Below are 18,076 nucleotides of genomic sequence, written 5' to 3' on the forward strand. Positions count from 1 at the left end.
CGGCTGGCCGGTGCGGGTGGTCCGGCCGCTGCGGGCCCTGCCCCGGCCGGACTCGGTCGCCCTGGACAGCGCGGGCCGGGCCGCGGCGGCGGACTCGGCGTTCCGGCTGCGCCGGCTCGGCGTTGCGCCGCGGGTCGGCGCAGACACCGCGGTGGTGGTGCTGGACGACATCGTCACCACCGGGGTGACCCTGGCCGCGGTGAGCCGAATTTTGCGCCCGGCGGGAATGACGCCAGACGTCGCGGCGGTGCTCGCCGCAACGCAAAAACGACGCCACAGGTGACGCTTCGTGTTTCCGTTTCACCCCTTGGTGTATGAGCTGTGAAAATTCCTGGGCGGTCTCGACAACAAGGGGTGACTGCCGCACGAACAGGAGTTAGCGTTCTGCTGTCGGGGGTAGGAGGTCTTCCCAACCGCCCCCGGCGGTGAGAGGAGGCGTAGCCGTACTGAACCGGTCGACGCCGAACGGGGATCTCCCAGGCGTGCCGACCGGGTACCGGACCGAACGACCGTCCGAACAAGGGAGGTCACGTGGACATCGTGGTCAAGGGCCGTAACGTCGAAGTGCCGGACCATTACCGGGTGCACGTAGCCGAGAAACTCGCGAAGATCGAACGCTACGACCACAAGCTCATTCGGGTCGACGTGGAGTTGTTCCACGAGCGCAATCCGCGCCAGGCCGATCATTGCCAGCGGGTGGAAATCACCTGCGTCTCACGGGGCCCGGTGATCCGGGCCGAGGCCTGCACGAATGATTTCTACAGCGCGCTGGACGCGGCCATCGCCAAGCTGGACACCCGGTTCCGCCGGGCGGCCGACCGGCGCCGGGTCCACCGGGGGCGGCACGCGCCGCTCTCCGTCGCCGCCGCCACCGCGGGTCTGCCGGTCGCCGACCTCGGCGAAGCCGTGCCCGCCGCGCTCGCCGACGGCGCCAGGACGGCCACCGCGGTCGCCGAACGACCCGAGGACAGCTACGAGGAGTACGACGACGATCAGCCGTGGCACATCGCGCGGGAGAAGGTGCACCCCGCCGAGCCGATGACCGTCGACGACGCCCTGTTCCAGATGGAACTGGTCGGCCACGACTTCTACCTGTTCCAGGACAAGGAGTCCGGGCGGCCGAGTGTCGTCTACCGTCGGCACGCCTACGACTACGGGATCATCTCCCTCGACGCCTGACCCCTGACCACCCCGCAGACACCGGCGGCGGGGCCGTGGTGGGCGACCACCACGGCTCCGCGTCGTCTCCCGCCTCAGTGCGCCGCCGGCAGGTCGGCCGCGAGCAGGCCGTACACGACGGAATCGACCCGGGTGGCGTCCGGGCCGGGCAACCGGCCACGGGCCAGCCCTTCCCGGCGGAAGCCGACCTTCTCGAGCACCCGCTGCGACGCGACGTTCTCCGGCCGGGTGCCGGCCCAGAGCCGGGCCAGCCCGACGCCGAGAGCCCAGCCGGCGAGCAGCCCCACCGTCCGGGTGGCCAGCCCCCGCCCGCGGGCCTCCGGCAGCAGGCTGTAGCCGAGCATGGCCTGGCCGGTCGACGGTTCGTCGTACACCAGCGCGCAGCCGCCGGTCACCGCCCCGGTCGCCGCGTCCAGCACGGCGAAGTCGGCCGAGCCGCCGGCCAGCCAGTGGCTCTCCGCCCGCCGGCAGCGCCGCTCGATCGCGGCCCTGGTGGGCGCCACCGGCGGTACCCGGTTCGCCACCACCTCGGGCCGGGTGTGCAGCCGGTACATCGCGTCCACGTCGTCCGGGCCCAGCGGGCGCAGGGTCACCACGCCGTCGGTGAGCCGGCCGTCGGGCAGGTCGGGCAGGAGCCGGGCGGCCGGTCCGGGCGGGTCGTCGGCGAGGCGTACCCAGGCGATCAGGTCGTGCCAGCCACCCCCGCGGACCGGGCTGGCGGACCGGCGTACCCCCTCGTGCCGGAAGCCGGCGGCCAGCGCGACCCGCTGGCTGGGCGTGTTCTCCGGGTGGGTGAGCAGCTCCAGCCGGGCCGTCCCGGTGGCGAAGGCGTGCCCGGCCAGGGCGCGGGTGGCGGCGCTCGCCACGCCGCGGCTCCGCGCCCACGGCGCCACCCAGTAGCCGATCTGCGCCTGCGCGCGGAAGGGCACCACCTGGCTCAGGCCCACGCCGCCGAGCAGCCGGTCGCTGGCCGGGTCCGCGATCGCGTACGCGGCGCCGCCGGCGGTCCAGGCCGCGGGGGCGCCCTCGGTGACCCACCAACGGGCGGTCTCCTCGGTGTACGGGTCGGCAGGCCGGAGATGAACCGCTGGGTCAGTGGATCGGCGCAGGCCGCGGCGATGTCCGCCACCTCGTCGAGGCGGAACGGTCGCAGCCGTACCCCGTCGGCCTCGATCACCTGCGGGGTCACGTCGGCCCTCGCGTGAGGTCCGCGGCGAGCAGGGCGGCGACCCAGGCGTCGCCCCGGCCGTCCCGGGCGGGCAGCACGCCACGGGCGGTGCCCTCGAAGGCGAAGCCGGCCTTCTCGGCGACCCGGCGGGAGGCGGTGTTGCCGGCCAGCGCCCGCCACTCGATCCGGGCCAGGCGCAGCGTGGTGAAGCCCCACGCGGTCAGGGCGCCCACGGCGGCGGGCATGTAGCCCCGGCCCCGGGCGTGCGGGGCGGTCATGAAGCCGACGTCGCCGTTGAGCGGGTCGGCGGGTGAGATCCGCAGGTCCACCGATCCGACGTATCGGTCGTGGCTGTCGGCGATGGCGTAGTAGGCGCCGGTGCCCCGGGCCCAGGCGGCTGCGGCGAAGTCCCGCATGAAGCCCTCGGCGTGCGCGCGCTGGTACGGGTGGGGGACCGTGGTCCAGCGGATGGTGTCCTCGTCGCGGCAGGTGGTGACGACGGCGTCGAGGTCCCGTTCCTCCATCGGGCGCAGCCGCAGCTCGGTGGCCCCGGCGGTGGCGAAGAGGACGGGCTGCGGCCGGCCGAAGACGGCGGCCCGGCGGGCCTGGAGGGTGTCCGGGCCGGCCGGCGTGGGCTCGCCCGGCGCGGCCAGTTCGGCCGGGAGGAGGGAGCCGATCCAGCCCTCCGGGCGACCGCCGGCCGCCGGGTGGGCCAGTCGCAGCTCGCCCTCGATCCGGAAGCCGGCCCGGAGCGCCACCAGCCGGGAGGCGTGGTTGCCGACCTCGGCCTGCCAGATGACCCGGCGCAGCTTCAGCGCGTCGAACGCCCAGCGGGCCACCGCCCGGGTGGCCCGCACCGCGACGCCCCGGCCGCGGGCCCAGGGCGCGGTCCAGTAGCCCACCTCGGCGGAGTCGAGGCCCCGGTCGATGGAGACGAGGCCGGCGGAGGCGAGCAGCTCGCCGGTCGCCGCGTCGCAGACCGCGAACGGCGCCCCGGTGCCGTCCGCCCAGGCCTTGCCGCTGATCTCGGTGACGAACCCGAGGGCGTGTTCGGGCAGGTACGGGCGGGGTACGGTGGTCCAGCGCTGGATGTCCGGATCCTGGCAGGCGCGGTGCACCGCGTCGGCGTCCTCCGTCCGCCAGGGTCGTAGCAGCAGGCCGTCCTCGGTGATCTCCACAGGCTCCACCCGAGCCATCGTGCCGGATCGTTCGCGCTGGGCGTAACCCGATAAACCGCCGGTCAGGGCGTGGGCCGCACGTTATGTCGGTTTCGCTGCCCCGGACCGCCGCCACCAGTGACCATCGCCGCGGCGGAGCGCCTACGATGGTTCGAGACTGTCTAGGGGAGCGTTGATCCGTGTCGATTCTGGAAAAGGTCCTTAGCGCGGGCGAGGGCCGTATGGTGCGCCGGCTCAAGGCCGTCGCCGCCGCCGTCAACTCGATCGAGGACGACTACGTCAACCTCACGGACGACGAGCTGCGCGGCCTGACCGAGCAGTACCGTGAACGGCTCGCCGACGGTGAGACCCTCGACGACCTGCTGCCCGAGGCCTTCGCCACGGTCCGCGAGGCGGCCGCCCGAGTGCTCGGCCAGCGGCCGTACGACGTCCAGGTGATGGGCGGCGCGGCGCTGCACTTCGGCAACATCGCCGAGATGAAGACCGGTGAGGGCAAGACCCTGACCTCGGTCATGGCGGTCTACCTCAACGCGCTCTCCGGCAAGGGCGTGCACGTGGTCACGGTCAACGACTACCTGGCCCAGCGGGACGCCGCCTGGATGGGCCGGGTGCACGAGTTCCTCGGCCTGACCGTCGGCGTGGTGCTGCCGAACCGGCCGGCCAGCGAGCACCGCGCCGCGTACGAGTGCGACATCACCTACGGCACCAACAACGAGTTCGGCTTCGATTACCTGCGCGACAACATGGCCTGGTCGAAGGACGAGCTGGTGCAGCGCGGCCACAACTTCGCCGTGGTCGACGAGGTCGACTCGATCCTCATCGACGAGGCCCGCACCCCGCTGATCATCTCCGGCCCGGCCGAGCACTCCGCCCGCTGGTACCAGGAGTTCGCCGGCGTGGTGGCCCGGCTCCAGCCCGGCACCGACGGCGAGGGCGACTACGAGGTCGACTACGCCAAGCGGACCATCGCGATCAGCGAGCGCGGCGTGGCCAAGGTCGAGGACCGGCTCGGCATCGACAACCTCTACGAGTCGGTGAACACGCCCCTGGTCGGCTACCTGAACAACGCGATCAAGGCCAAGGAGCTCTACAAGCGCGACAAGGACTACATCGTCAGCGACGGCGAGGTCCTGATCGTCGACGAGTTCACCGGCCGCATCCTGCACGGCCGCCGCTACAACGAGGGCATGCACCAGGCGATCGAGGCCAAGGAGGGGGTGGAGATCAAGCAGGAGAACCAGACCCTGGCCACCATCACCCTCCAGAACTACTTCCGCCTCTACGAGAAGCTCTCCGGCATGACCGGCACGGCCCAGACCGAGGCGAGCGAGTTCAACAAGGTCTACAAGGTCGGCGTGGTGACCATCCCGACGCACCGGCCGATGGTCCGGCTCGACCGGGCCGACGTGATCTACAAGACCGAGAAGGCCAAGTTCAACGCGGTCATCGAGGACATCGCCGAGCGGCATCAGGCCGGTCAGCCGGTGCTCGTCGGCACCGTCTCGGTGGAGAACTCCGAGATCCTCTCCACGCTGCTGCGCCGCCGGGGCATCCCGCACTCCGTGCTGAACGCGAAGTTCCACGCCAAGGAGGCGGAGATCGTCGCTCAGGCCGGGCGCAAGGGCGCGGTCACCGTCGCCACGAACATGGCCGGTCGCGGTACGGACATCCTGCTCGGCGGCAACCCCGAGTTCCTCGCCGCCAACGAGCTGCGCCAGCGCGGCCTCGACCCGGTCGAGCAGCCGGAGGAGTACGCCAAGGCGATGGAGGAGGTCCTGCCCCAGTGGAAGCAGGCCTGCGACGTCGAGGCGGAGGAGGTCGCCGCGGCCGGTGGCCTCTACGTGCTGGGCACCGAGCGGCACGAGTCCCGGCGCATCGACAACCAGCTGCGTGGTCGGGCCGGTCGCCAGGGTGACCCGGGCGAGTCCCGCTTCTACCTCTCGCTGCAGGACGAGCTGATGAAGCGCTTCCGGGCCGGCGCGGTCGAGGCGGTGATGGAGCGCTTCAACATCCCGGAGGACGTACCCATCGAGTCGAAGATGGTCACCCGCCAGATCAAGAGCGCGCAGGCCCAGATCGAGGGTCAGAACGCCGAGATCCGGAAGAACGTCCTGAAGTACGACGAGGTGCTCAACAAGCAGCGTCAGGTGATCTACGCCGAGCGCCTCCGGGTGCTCAACGGCGAGGACCTCTCCGAGCAGGTCCGCAACATGATCGACGACGTGATCAGCGCTTATGTCGTGGGCGCCACCAGCGACGGCTACGCCGAGGACTGGGACCTGGACCAGCTCTGGTCCAGCCTCAAGCAGCTCTACCCGGTGGATGTCACCGTCGAGGAGCTGGAGGAGGAGGTCGGCTCCCGCGCCGGCCTCGACCAGGACTTCCTGCTCGCCCGGCTCAAGGAGGACGCGCACGCCGCGTACGACCGGCGCGAGGAGACGCTCGGCGAGGAGGCGGTACGCCAGCTCGAGCGGATGGTGCTGCTGCAGGTCATCGACCGCAAGTGGCGCGAGCACCTCTACGAGATGGACTACCTGCAGGAGGGCATCAGCCTGCGGGCGTACGCCCAGCGCGACCCGGTCATCGAGTACCAGCGCGAGGGCTTCGACATGTTCGCCACCATGATGGACGGCATCAAGGAGGAGACGGTCGGCTTCCTCTACAACCTGGAGGTCCAGGTCGAGGAGCCCGAGCCGGAGGCCGAGGAGGTGCAGCTGCTGGAGAAGCCGGTGGAGATCCGCGCCAAGGGCCTCAACCGCGCCCCGCAGCAGCAGGGCCTGCAGTACTCCGCGCCCACCATCGACGGTGAGGCGGGCGCCGGTGCGGTGGCCGTCGAGCCGGCTGAGCAGCAGGCGCCGGCCCTCGGCCTGGGCAGCCCGGAGAAGACGGCCCGGCCGGCCGCCCCGGCCAACCCGTCCTCGCCGCGTCGCCCGGCGGCGGCCGGCATGAGCGGCCACGCCGTCGCGGCGAGCACCGCGCGTCGGGCGGCCCCGGGTCAGGTGGACGGCGCCGAGGCGGGCCCGTCCCGCAACGCGCCCTGCCCGTGCGGCTCCGGCCGCAAGTACAAGCGCTGCCACGGCGCGCCGAACAACGGCGCCTGAGCAACCCGCAGCAACGACGGGCCCCGGTCGGAAACGGCCGGGGCCCGTCCGCGTCCGCGCCCGTCCGGCATCCTTCGCCACGCGCGGATTGAACGGAAACTGCTGGCGTGTCGTTAGTGATTCTCGGTTCTTCTCAGTGATCATCAGTGGGTGACGTTGTCGGGTGGGCGTGTCGGAATGGTGTGCACTACCAGACCGGTCGTCGTGGGCTCGGACTCGGCGGATGCCGGTGCCGGTGCGTCGAATGGCGACCGGCCGAGGTTGGCGAGGCTGCTGTTGCGGGATCCGGGGGTGACGACGGCCGTGGTCGAGCATCGCGGTCGGCTGGCCCGCTTCGGGGTGCAGGGCTCGTCGTGCGCGCTGGCCGCGACCGGCCGCCGCATCGTCGTCCTCGACGAAGCTGAGGTCGCGGATGAACTGGTGGAAGACGTCGTGGACGCTGTGACCTCTTGCTGTGTCCGCATGTATGGGTGTGGTTCGGCGGCCCGGTAAGGCGGGAGCTGCGATGGAGGCAATTGTGGCGGCCGGATGAGCCGGGTCAGACAAGGTTTCCGGGTCGAGTTGGATCCGACCGTGCAGCAATGTGCCCGGCTGGCTCAGCACGCGGGGTTGTCGCGGGTGGTGGAGAACTTCTGCCTCGCTCTGGTCAAGGCAGCCCTGGATCAGCGCAACGCCGAGCGCACCTACGGCATCGGCGAAGAACGGTTGACGCCGGTGCCGTGGTCGGCGCCGGCGTTGGAGAAGGCGTGGCGGGCGGCCCATCCCACCGCATACCCCTGGTTCACTCAGGCAGGGTTGTCGTCGCGGGTGCCGAAGGAGGCGTGTCGGGTACGGGCGGCCGGGTTGAGGAACTGGGCCGATTCGCGTAAGGGTGCACGCCGGGGCGGCAGGGTCGGGTTTCCGACCTGGCGGAAGCGCAGGCATGGGTTTCGGTTCCGCTATGACGCCGACCGAGCCCACCCCACCGGCCCGAGTATGGTCGCGTTGCCCGGGGTCGGCCCTGTGCGCACCCGGGAGGACATGTCGTGGTTGACCGGACGCATCGGTGACGGCCGGGCCCGGATCATCGGCGCGACGGTGCGCCAGCAGGCGGGGCGCTGGTGGGTGTCTTTCCAGCTCGAGATCGATCGCACGGACGTCGACACCCGTCGTGCGGTTGCGGCCGACGCGCCGACCTGTGGCATCGATCTGGGACTCGCCACGTTCGCGGTCATCGCCGACGACACGGGCCAAGTGGAGGAGATCCACGCGCCTCGGGCGTTGAAGGCGGCGCAGCGGAAGCTGCGCCGGGCGAATCAGGCGCTGGCCCGCTGCCAGCGGGGGTCGGCGAACCGGGCCAAGGCCGTCCGGAAGATCGCTTCCGTGCACCTGAAGGTCGCCCACCAGCGGGCCGATTTTCTGCACCAATTGACGACGAGGCTCGCGACATCCAAACGCGCCATCGCCGTCGAGTCCCTCAACGTGGCGGGCATGCTCCGCAACCGCCGCCTGGCCCGCGCCGTCTCCGATGCAGGGTTCGCCGAGTTCGTACGGCAGTTGCAGTACAAGACCACCTGGTACGGGTCGACGGTATGGGCCGCCGACCGCTGGTACCCGTCCACGAAGACCTGCTCCGTCTGTAGGGCGGTCAACGCCGGACTGACCCTGTCCGACCGGTCCTGGACGTGCCGCTGCGGCGCCACCCACAACCGAGACCACAATGCCGCCCGAAATCTCCTCACCGCCATGCACGCCGCCACCTGACACGCAACTGTCGCCGGGCAGTTCCCCGGAGACACGAAACGCCTGTGGAGGACCAGTAAGACCTCGGCTCACCGAGGCATGGACCAACGAAGCAGGAAGAGAATCACTCAGATTCTCTGAACGGTTGACGTCGTTTGCCTCAGTTTCACCATCAGTGGCGTTGCTGAACCAGCGGTGTTCCGGTCGCGTCCGGCCACGACCGACGGGACACACCGGCGGGAAACTTCTCCCGGGCGGGTGCGAGGTGTATGACGGTCACGGCGTAAGGCATCATCGGCGCCCGCGGCCGGCGTCCGCCGGTTGGGGCCTGAGCAGGGGAGACACCGTGACCGACGAGCTTGTCCGGGTGTACGTGCCGGCGACCGTCCCGATGCTGTCGCGGCTGCGCGAGCAGGGACTCGCCGACGGCGAGGCGCACGCGGTCACCCCCCAGCTGCGCGAGTGGTACGCCGAGGGTGACGAGGAGGAGTTGGAGTACGTCGCCTTCACCCGGGCCGCCCAGGACGCGCTGCTCCTGCTCCGGGCCGACCCGGCCGCACCCCGCCGTCGGGTGGTGGTCTCGGTGGATCTGCCGGCGTCGGCGGTCGGCCGGATGGACGGGGATCTCGGGTCCAGCCTCGTCCGGCTGACCGGGCCGGTGCCGGTGACGTCGGTCGCCGCGATTCACGTTGACGGCGCGGAGGCGGTGGAGGACGTGGTTGCCGCAGCTGAGGTGATCGCCGAGGCGCAGGCCGGCGACCCGGACGCCCAGTTCACGGTCGACGGTGCGGAGGACCACGAGCTGGAGTGGTACGACGTGACCGAGCTGAACCTGTTGCTCCGCTCGGTCTCCTGACCGCGGCCTGCGGCCCGCCGGCCGCCGGACCTCAGCGGGCCGGCTCGTCCTCGGCCGGTTCCGCCTCGTCGGCGCCGGGTGCCGGGCCGAGGGTGCGGCCGAAGGCGATGAGCGTGGTCAGCGCCCCGACGAAGAGCACCCAGATGCCGTTGTCCACCCGCGAGGTGCCGAGCGCGGTCTGCGCGACCGCGTCCGCGTCGCTGAGCGCGGCGGCCAGGTCGAGCAGCGTCCGGCCGCCGACCCGGATGATCACCTCGGTGAGCAGCAGGAGCAGGCCCGGTCCCGCCCCGGCGAGCAGGTAGGCCGGCCAGCGCGGCTGCGGCGCGGCCGGGTCCCGGCGGGCCCGGTGGCGCGACCAGGTCAGGTAGCCGAAGGCGACCAGCCCGGCGAGCAGCCCGGCCAGCAGGGACTCCGTCCGGGAGACCCACTTCGCGGCGCTGAGCACCGACTCCTGGGTGTCGCCCGCGCCGAACAGGTCGGAGAGCGGGTCCCGGGCGCGGCTGAAGGCCACCACGAAGATCAGCGCGGCCAGCGCGGCGGTCGCGGTCGCGGCGACCACCCGGGCGTTGCGGGCACCGGCCACCGCGCCGCCGATGATGGCCGCCGCCGCGGTGGTGCCGGCGATCGTGTTGGTGGTCGCGTTGTCGGCGTAGGTCAGGTTGATCGCCAGCGCGGCGGCCAGCCCGACCAGCAGGCCGGCGCCGACGGTGGCGAGGAAGCGCAGCGTGGCGCGTTCGGTCCGCCGGGTGAGCGGGTTGGTCACCGCCAGGGCGACCGCGGCGCCGGCGACGAGCGCCGCCGAGATGACACCGGGTAGCGCGTACGCGGAGAGGCTGATCGCGGTGACCCCGGCCGCGGTCGAGTGGATCGCGGCCCGGGTCGACCAGAGCATCGCCGCCAGCCAGCCGACGGCCAGCAGCGCGAGCACCACGGCACCGGGTGCGAAGGTGGCCCGTCCGGTGCCCGCCGGCGCCGGCCCGGTCGCGTCGACCGGGGCGGTCTCCTCGGCCGGGGCAGCCGTGGGCTGGTCCGGTTCCGCAGCCGTGGAGCTGCCGGGCTGGTTGCTCATCGTCTCCCCTTCGACGGACGCCGGATCGGCCGCGACGGCCGGGCAGGTCACCGGCCATCCAGGGTACGCGTCGCCGGGCGCCCCTCTCCGTCCACGGGCCGGGCCTGCCTGGGGCCGGGCCTGCCTGGTGGTCGCCGACGACGTGGGCGGGCCGGGCGGCAGCGGCGCGCCGAAGGATCGCAGGAGCATTGGACTGCTCGCCGACGGTTCGCCCCCTCTGTGGCTGTCCCTGCCTACGGTCCGGTGTGCGGTGGTCCGTCCCGATCATCGGCGGGAGGAACGACGGCCGGGGCCGGCAGAAGCCGGGGTGGGGTGGCCCGAGGGGGGTCGCATGGAAGAATCGGCGCAGGTCCCGCCGCCGCGACCGGTCCACCGCGCGGTGCCCGGCGACCGGCCGTCCGGTCGGTGCCCGCGGGTCCGGTTTCGCCACCGCCGTCGAGATCGCACAGGAGCCTGTGATGGACGCCGTGTTCTCCGTACCCGAGCCGCGCAACGAGCCGGTACGCACCTACGAGCCGGGCAGCGCCGACCGGGAGCGGCTTCAGCGGCGGCTCACCGAGCTGGCCGCCGAGCGGATCGACCTGCCGATGACCATCGCCGGTGAGCAGCGGATGGCCGGCGGTGAGTCGATCAACGTGGTCCAGCCGCACAAGCACGCGCACGTGCTCGGCGTCACCGGCCACGCCACCCACGACGACGCCCGCGCCGCCGTCAAGGCCGCGAAGGACGCCGCCCCGATGTGGCGCGCGCTGCCGTTCGAGGAGCGGGCCGCGATCTTCCTGCGCGCCGCCGAGCTGCTCGCCGGTCCGTGGCGGGACACCCTGAACGCGGCCACCATGCTCGGCCAGTCCAAGACCGCCGTGCAGGCGGAGATCGACGCGGCCTGCGAGTTCATCGACTTCCTCCGGTTCAACGTGCATTTCGCCCGGCAGCTGCTGGAGGCTCAGCCGAAGTCGTCGCCGGGGGTGTGGAACCGGTTCGACCACCGCCCGCTCGAGGGCTTCGTCTACGCGGTCACCCCGTTCAACTTCACCGCGATCGCCGGCAACCTGCCCTCGGCACCGGCCCTGCTCGGCAACACCGTGGTCTGGAAGCCGGGCCCGACCCAGCAGTTCGCGGCGCACTTCACCATGCGGCTCTTCGAGGCGGCCGGCCTGCCGCCCGGCGTGATCAACATGGTCACCGGGCGTGGCGAGGAGGTCTCCGACGTCGTGCTGGCCGACCCGGATCTGGCCGGCATCCACTTCACCGGCTCCACCAAGGTCTTCCAGCACCTGTGGCGGACCGTCGGCGAGAACATCGCCGGCTACCGGGGCTACCCGCGGCTGGTCGGCGAGACCGGCGGCAAGGACTTCGTGGTCGCGCACACCAGCGCCGACGTGGACGCCCTGCACACCGCGCTGATCCGGGGCGCCTACGAGTACCAGGGCCAGAAGTGCTCGGCCGCCTCCCGGGCGTACGTCCCGCGCTCGCTCTGGGAGGGCGGGCTGCGCGATCGGCTGGCCGCCACCACCGACTCGCTGACCTACGGCGACGTCACCGACTTCAGCAACTTCGGCGGGGCGGTCATCGACGACAAGGCGTTCTTCCGGCACACCGCCGCGCTGGAGCTGATCAACAACGACGACACCTGCCGCGTCCTGGCCGGCGGCACGGCGGACGAGTCGGTCGGGTACTTCGTCCGGCCCACCCTGTTCGAGTGCAGCGACGCCGCGCACGAGACCTTCACCACCGAGTACTTCGGGCCGATCCTCGGCGTGCACGTCTTCGACGACGCCGGCTTCGACGACGTGGTCGCCCAGGCCGAATCGATCGCGCCGTACGCGCTGACCGGGTCGATCTTCGCGACCGACCGCCGGGTGGTCGACGCGGTGGCCGAGAAGATGCGCTACGCGGCCGGCAACTTCTACATCAACGACAAGCCGACCGGCGCGGTGGTCGGGCAGCAGCCCTTCGGCGGCGCCCGGGCCAGCGGCACCAACGACAAGGCCGGTTCCTGGCACAACCTGGTGCGCTGGATGTCGCCGCGGACGATCAAGGAGACCTTCGTCCCGCCGACCGACCACACGTACCCGCACATGGGCTGAACCGGCGACGGCCGCCGGTGGCGCACGGAGCGTCACCGGCGGTCGGGCCGGCCCCTCCGGCGGGACGGAGCTGACCGGCCGGTGGAGGGGATCGATGTCCTTGGCGGACTGTCGTCCGCCGACAGTGCACATTGGAAGTCCCATTGGGTGGCGAAAACGGCAAATCCTGGACGCCGGGTCGGCAAAGTGGCAGCTTAGAGGCATGGCGGAATCCGGAGTCAACCCCACGGCGGCGGCCCTACTGGGCCTGCTGCACGAGGGCCCGATGACAGGCGGCCAGCTGATGGCCGCCGCTGAACGGCGGTTGGCGCCGTACTGGTCGATGACCCGCAGTCAGGTCTACCGTGAGTTGCCGGTGCTGGCCGAGCGGGGTTTCGTGCGGCTCGGCAAGCCCGGGCCGCGGATGAGTCAGCCGTACGCGATCACCGCGGCCGGGAAACGGACATTTTCCCGCTGGCTGGCGGAGAACCCGGGGCGGGACACCATCCGCAACCCGATCGCGCTGCGGATCGCCTTCGGCGACCTGCACTCGGCGAGCCAGCTGAAGAACCTGTACGCCTCGGCGAACGAGTACCACACGGAGGCCCTGGCGGCGGTCCGGGAGCAGGTGAAGAACGCCAAGAAGGAGGGCGACACCTACGACGCCAGCGCGTTGGAGTTCGCCGTCGCCTACCACAAGGCGGCCCTGTCCTGGCTGAAGAGCGCACCGGTCGGCTGACCTGCCCCGGCGGGTCGGGCGGCTGAGGTGAACGGACCGTCGGGAGCCAAGTACGCTTGTTTGTCGTGACCGCTGCCGATTATGCCGAACAGCTCAAGGAACTCGACGCCACCCTCCGGAACATCGAGGCCGTCCTCAACCTGGACCGGCTGCACGAGGAGAAGGCCCGGCTCGAGGAGCAGGCGTCCGCGCCGGACCTCTGGGACGACCAGGCCAAGGCCCAGGCGGTGACCTCGCAGCTGTCGTACGTCAACGGCGAGATCAGCAAGCTCGGCAGCCTCCGCTCCCGGCTCGACGACGCCGGCGTGCTGCTGGAGCTGGCCGAGGCGGAGTCCGACCCCGGGGTGCTCGCCGAGGTGGAGAGCGAGATCACCGGGCTGACCAAGGCCATCCAGGAGATGGAGGTCCGCACCCTGCTCTCCGGCGAGTACGACTCGCGGGAGGCGCTGGTCGCCATCCGGGCCGGCGCCGGTGGCGTGGACGCGGCGGACTTCGCCGAGATGCTGCTCCGGATGTACCTGCGCTGGGCCGAGCGGCACGGCTACCCGACCGAGGTCTACGAAACCTCGTACGCCGAGGAGGCCGGCCTCAAGTCCGCCACCTTCACCGTGAAGGTGCCCTACGCGTACGGCACGCTCAGCGTCGAGTCGGGCACCCACCGGCTGGTCCGGATCAGCCCGTTCGACAACCAGGGCCGCCGGCAGACCAGTTTCGCGGGCGTGGAGGTGCTGCCGGTGGTGGAGCAGACCGACCACATCGACATCCCCGAGAACGAGATGCGGATCGACGTCTACCGCTCCTCGGGCCCCGGCGGGCAGAGCGTCAACACCACCGACTCGGCGGTGCGGATCACCCACATCCCGACCGGCATCGTGGTCACCTGCCAGAACGAGAAGTCCCAGCTGCAGAACAAGGCCTCCGCGCTGCGCGTGCTCCAGGCCCGGCTGCTGGAGCGCAAGCGCCAGGAGGAGCAGGCCAAGATGGCGGGCCTGAAGACCGACGCCGCCGGGTCGTGGGGCGACCAGATGCGCTCGTACGTCCTGCACCCGTATCAGATGGTGAAGGATCTGCGTACCGAGCAGGAGACGGGCAATCCGTCCGCGGTCTTCGACGGCGAGCTGGACAGCTTCATCGAGGCGGGTATCCGCTGGCGCAAGCAGCAGCAGATGGCCGGCGACACTGTGTGATCAACCGGGGGCGGAGCGCGTCATCGATCTCCACGTCAGGCAGTAAATAGATGACGCGACTCGCTACCGAGGGGCGGGGGGCTTGGCTCTCCGGTTACACCGCGTAGACTACCGACCCGTGATTCAGCTTGAGCAAGTGACGAAGACGTACCCGAAGGCGTCCCGGCCTTCGCTCGACAACGTGTCCGTCTCGATCGAGAAGGGCGAGTTCGTCTTCTTCATCGGTCCATCCGGCTCCGGCAAGTCCACGATCATCAAGATGCTGCTCCACGAGGTCAGCCCCAACAAGGGTCGCGTCGTCGTGAACGGCAAGGACGTCACCTCGATGCGTTCCTGGAAGCGACCCCACTTCCGGCGTTCCATCGGCTGTGTCTTCCAGGACTTCCGGCTGCTGCCCAACCGCACCGCGTACGAGAACGTGGCGTTCGCCCTCGAGGTGATCGGCAAGACCAAGGCGGTCGCCCGCCGGGTCGTGCCGGAGGTGCTGGAGCTGGTCGGGCTCGGTGGCAAGGAGCACCGCTACCCGCACGAGCTCTCCGGCGGTGAGCAGCAGCGCGTCGCCGTCGCCCGGGCGTTCGTGAACCGTCCGCTGATCCTGCTGGCGGACGAGCCCACCGGAAACCTGGACCCGGACACCTCGATCGAGATCATGCGCCTGCTGGACCGGATCAACCGCACCGGCACCACCGTCGTGATGGTCACGCACGACTCCAACATCGTGAACCAGATGCGCCGCCGCGTCGTCGAGATCGAGAGCGGCCGCATCGTGCGCGACCAGGCCCGCGGCGTCTACGGCTGAGCCGGCGCTCGGCCGCGAGCCGTGGACCCTGACGACGAACACCTCATGCCGGAGAGCCGGAGGAATTCCCGATGCGCGTGAAATACGTCCTGTCCGAGGTACTGGTCGGACTGTGGCGCAACGTCACAATGACTATCGCCATGATCATCACTCTGGCGGTGTCACTGTTCATGCTGGGCGGCAGCGGTCTGCTGTTCCAGAAGGTCGGCGACATGAAGGACCTCTACTACGAGAACATCGAGGTCTCGATCTTCCTGAAGACCGACGTCAACCCGCAGCAGCAAGCCGATCTCGACGCCAAGCTGAAGAGCGACCCCTTGGTGAAGGAGGTCACGTACGTCAACAAGGACGAGGCGTACAAGCGCTTCCAGGAGATGTACCAGGACGCTCCGGACCTGGTGAACGCGGTCAAGCCGGACCAGCTGCCCGAGTCCTTCCGGCTCAAGCTGGTCAACCCCGAGCAGTACAAGAACATCTACGACCAGTACAAGGACACCGAGGGGGTCGACGAGATCGTCGACCAGAGCAAGCTGCTCGACAAGGTCTTCGGCGTCCTCACCGGGATCCAGAACTTCGCGCTGGCCATCGCGATCGTGATGGCGATCGCCGCGCTGCTCCTGGTGGCCAACACCATCCAGGTGGCCGCCTACAGCAAGCGGCGTGAGGTCGCGGTCATGAAGCTGGTCGGCGCCTCCAACTGGTTCATTCAGGCGCCGTTCGTGCTGGAGGCCGTGGTCGCCGGCCTGATCGGTTCGCTCCTCGGCCTGGTCGCGCTGGCCGCCCTGAAGGTCTTCGCCGGCGGTGGGTCCATGCAGGCCCTGGAGGGCCTGATCACGCCGGTCTCGTGGGGCGACATCTTCCTGATGTTCCCGCTCATGGCGGGCGTCGGCGGCCTGGTCAGCGCCATCACCGCCTGGGTCACGCTCCGGTTCTACCTGCGCGTCTAGTCGCGTACCGGCTCCGCAGAGGACCCTCCCTTGCCAGGAATAAACGGCGCGGGAGGGTCCTTGTCATTCGGGTAGCATGATCTCCGCCCCGCGGCCGGCCACCGGTCGTGGGTCAGCCGGAAGGGGGTGGCGCCGATGCCACGGGAAAAGGGTCGCAAGGTGGTCGCCTCCAACAAGAAGGCGCGGCACGACTACGCCATCCTCGACACGTACGAAGCGGGCATGGCGCTGACCGGCACCGAGGTCAAGTCGCTGCGGGCCGGGCGGGCGTCGCTGGTCGACGCGTTCGCCCAGGAGCGCAACGGCGAGCTCTACCTGCACGGCATGCACATCCCGGAGTACACCCAGGGCACCTGGACCAACCACGAGCCCCGGCGTACCCGCAAGCTGCTGCTCAACCGGCTGGAGATCGACCGGCTGATCGGCAAGACCCGCGAGGGCGGCCTGACCATGGTGCCGTTGCAGGTCTACTTCTCCGACGGCTGGGCGAAGGTGGAGATCGCCCTGGCCAAGGGTAAGAAGTCGTACGACAAGCGGCAGGACCTCGCCAAGCGGGACGCCGACCGGGAGATCGCCCGGGTGGCCGGCCGGCGTGGCAAGGGCATGGACGAGTGATTTGCCCGCTTTGTTCCGGTCGGCATGTCCGGCCCGGGGCTGGGGATGAAACCCGTTGCGGCAGGCGTTAGGCTTGTCAGTGCCACCACGAAGGTGGCCCGTCGAGGGGGTGACTGGTTTCGACTTCGTACGTTGCGGCAGGGGAAGCGAGCCGAGGAAGCCGACGTCGTCTCGAGAATCGTTCGTCGGAAACCAATAAGCGCCAAGAACAATCGCGCTGACTTCGCTCTCGCCGCCTGAGGCGAGTAGTGAGTCTGTCGGCCTGGGAGCGCCTTCGACCCAGTTAGCCGGCATCAGCTAGAAGGCTGGCCAATCGGACCCGGTCGCGGGGTCCGTGCGGCGAGATGAATCAGCGACTGGGCCCGTCACACCAACTCGCTCGCGTGAGCGGTGGGGCCGAGTAGAGGCATAGCGAGCTGCGCTCGGAGAAGCCCTGACAAACCGGCGAAGGACCCGGGTTCGATTCCCGGCACCTCCACCACCTGACTGTGCGCCCCGGTCCACCTGGACCGGGGCGCGCAGTCGTCTCCGGACCAGGCGGTCCCACCCCGGTTGCCCGGCCGCCCCACACTGCCGGCGGCGCGCTGGGCACCCGCACCGTCGACCTGGCCACCGCCGAGGTGGCCGCCGGGGCGGTCGCCTACCGGGCCGGGGACGAGGCGGTGGTCGGGGTGCCGACGGTGGCCGCCCGCGGCCCGGGGCCGGTGAGCGCTGCTGGGGCGGGTGGGACGGATGGGGCAGATGAGGCATCCGGGGGCCCTGGACAGGGCCGTCGGGCGGGTTCACCATCGCTGTACGCGGTAGCACAGCAGCGCGGGAGGTGCCCATGGTCACCGGTCCGATCCAGCAGCCGTCCACCGCCGTCGCGGCGGCCCCTCCGCCCGTCGCGCGCCAGCACCGGCCCACCCTCCACGGCGAGGTGCGCACTCTCGCCCGGGCGCTCGCCGCGCCCGCCGGAGAACCCCACTGGCGGGAGCGGCTGATCACCCGCCTCGGCCCGGTCCGGCAGGGCTTCGCCGAGCACGTCCAGCTCACCGAGGGACCCACCGGCCTCTACGTGGAGCTGCTGCACCAGGCCCCACGCCTGGACCGGGGGGTCCGCCTGCTCACCCGGGAGCACGCCGCCATCGCCACGGCGATCGCCGCCCTCCAGCACGTCGCCGAGCTGCCCGGCGTACCCGACGAGGAGCTGCGCGGTCGGGCGGGGCAGCTGCTGCGGGCGCTGCACCGGCACCGGCAGCGCGGCGCCGACCTGCTCTGGGAGGCGTACCAGGCCGATCTGGGCGGGGAGACCTGAGCGTCTCTGATCAGCTAAGCGATCCTGGGTCGGATTGAGTTTCCGGGATCGTTTCCATCGTGGTGGGGATGCATGGGCGTGGAGGTGGAATCCCGCGCCCAGGGCGGCCCCTCGCGGCCGGTGGCCGGTGGTGGGTGTGCTGATCGCGTTCAC

14 protein-coding genes, 1 other RNA gene and 2 pseudogenes are annotated in these 18,076 nt (G+C 70.8%); 14 read left to right on the forward strand and 3 right to left on the reverse strand.

Annotation, left to right across the window (positions count from 1 at the left end; all coding sequences use genetic code 11):
• Positions 1-283, forward strand: a pseudogene (locus JNW87_RS19505) (ComF family protein); the annotation flags it as partial.
• Positions 284-531: 248 nt separating this feature from the next.
• A complete protein-coding gene (hpf, locus tag JNW87_RS19510) occupies positions 532-1,179 on the forward strand; it encodes a ribosome hibernation-promoting factor, HPF/YfiA family (RefSeq protein ID WP_109802307.1) in 648 nt (215 codons plus the stop codon).
• A 74-nt stretch (positions 1,180-1,253) separates the two neighbouring features.
• Here the strand turns inward: hpf and JNW87_RS19515 are convergent.
• Together JNW87_RS19515 and JNW87_RS19520 are read right to left on the reverse strand one after the other, a co-directional pair.
• Positions 1,254-2,368 (reverse strand): annotated as a pseudogene (locus JNW87_RS19515) (GNAT family N-acetyltransferase).
• Positions 2,365-3,543 carry a GNAT family N-acetyltransferase gene (locus JNW87_RS19520; RefSeq protein ID WP_238454171.1) on the reverse strand — a complete coding sequence of 393 codons (1,179 nt, stop codon included), beginning with the start codon at positions 3,541-3,543 and terminating at the stop codon, positions 2,365-2,367. The pseudogene JNW87_RS19515 and the gene JNW87_RS19520 overlap by 4 nt, the downstream one beginning before the upstream one ends.
• A 161-nt stretch (positions 3,544-3,704) precedes the next feature.
• On the opposite strand from JNW87_RS19520, the gene secA reads away from it, so the two are divergent.
• From secA to JNW87_RS19540, 4 genes are all read left to right on the forward strand, one after another.
• Entirely contained in the window at positions 3,705-6,626 is a 2,922-nt protein-coding gene (secA, locus tag JNW87_RS19525; RefSeq protein WP_109802309.1) for a preprotein translocase subunit SecA, read from the forward strand.
• 291 nt (positions 6,627-6,917) lie between these two features.
• Entirely contained in the window at positions 6,918-7,118 is a 201-nt protein-coding gene (locus tag JNW87_RS19530) for a hypothetical protein (RefSeq protein WP_146231100.1), read from the forward strand.
• 36 nt (positions 7,119-7,154) lie between these two features.
• On the forward strand, positions 7,155-8,369 hold the full coding sequence (locus JNW87_RS19535; RefSeq protein WP_238454172.1) for a transposase: 1,215 nt from the start codon (positions 7,155-7,157) through the stop codon (positions 8,367-8,369).
• Positions 8,370-8,694: 325 nt separating this feature from the next.
• Positions 8,695-9,204: a DUF6912 family protein gene (locus JNW87_RS19540; protein WP_238454173.1), complete on the forward strand. Its 510-nt coding sequence runs from the start codon at positions 8,695-8,697 to the stop codon at positions 9,202-9,204.
• A gap of 31 nt (positions 9,205-9,235) precedes the next feature.
• Here the strand turns inward: JNW87_RS19540 and JNW87_RS19545 are convergent, their stop codons facing one another.
• Entirely contained in the window at positions 9,236-10,273 is a 1,038-nt protein-coding gene (locus tag JNW87_RS19545) for a hypothetical protein (protein WP_109802326.1), read from the reverse strand.
• 458 nt (positions 10,274-10,731) lie between these two features.
• Here JNW87_RS19545 and pruA point away from each other — a divergent pair, with 458 nt between their 5' ends.
• The 8 genes from pruA to JNW87_RS19585 all read left to right on the forward strand — a co-directional run bounded on the left by pruA (position 10,732) and on the right by JNW87_RS19585 (position 17,923).
• On the forward strand, positions 10,732-12,360 hold the full coding sequence (gene pruA / locus JNW87_RS19550) for an L-glutamate gamma-semialdehyde dehydrogenase (RefSeq protein WP_109802313.1): 1,629 nt from the start codon (positions 10,732-10,734) through the stop codon (positions 12,358-12,360).
• A 202-nt stretch (positions 12,361-12,562) separates the two neighbouring features.
• Positions 12,563-13,078 (forward strand): PadR family transcriptional regulator, encoded by a 516-nt coding sequence (locus JNW87_RS19555; RefSeq protein ID WP_109802314.1) that lies wholly within the window; start codon positions 12,563-12,565, stop codon positions 13,076-13,078.
• A 65-nt stretch (positions 13,079-13,143) separates the two neighbouring features.
• Positions 13,144-14,265 (forward strand): peptide chain release factor 2, encoded by a 1,122-nt coding sequence (gene prfB / locus JNW87_RS19560; RefSeq protein WP_109802315.1) that lies wholly within the window; start codon positions 13,144-13,146, stop codon positions 14,263-14,265.
• Positions 14,266-14,383: 118 nt separating this feature from the next.
• Positions 14,384-15,064, forward strand: coding sequence for a cell division ATP-binding protein FtsE (ftsE, locus tag JNW87_RS19565; RefSeq protein ID WP_109802316.1), 681 nt, complete (start codon positions 14,384-14,386; stop codon positions 15,062-15,064).
• 71 nt (positions 15,065-15,135) lie between these two features.
• A complete protein-coding gene (ftsX, locus tag JNW87_RS19570; RefSeq protein ID WP_109802317.1) occupies positions 15,136-16,011 on the forward strand; it encodes a permease-like cell division protein FtsX in 876 nt (291 codons plus the stop codon).
• A gap of 135 nt (positions 16,012-16,146) precedes the next feature.
• Positions 16,147-16,626, forward strand: a complete 480-nt coding sequence (gene smpB / locus JNW87_RS19575) for an SsrA-binding protein SmpB (protein ID WP_109802327.1) — start codon at positions 16,147-16,149, stop codon at positions 16,624-16,626.
• 105 nt (positions 16,627-16,731) lie between these two features.
• Positions 16,732-17,107, forward strand: a transfer-messenger RNA (tmRNA) gene (ssrA, locus tag JNW87_RS19580).
• 345 nt (positions 17,108-17,452) lie between these two features.
• Positions 17,453-17,923: a hypothetical protein gene (locus JNW87_RS19585; RefSeq protein WP_238454174.1), complete on the forward strand. Its 471-nt coding sequence runs from the start codon at positions 17,453-17,455 to the stop codon at positions 17,921-17,923.
• Positions 17,924-18,076 lie beyond the last annotated feature (153 nt).

Source organism: Micromonospora sp. ATA51, assembly GCF_016802855.1.
Lineage (GTDB): Bacteria > Actinomycetota > Actinomycetes > Mycobacteriales > Micromonosporaceae > Micromonospora > Micromonospora sicca.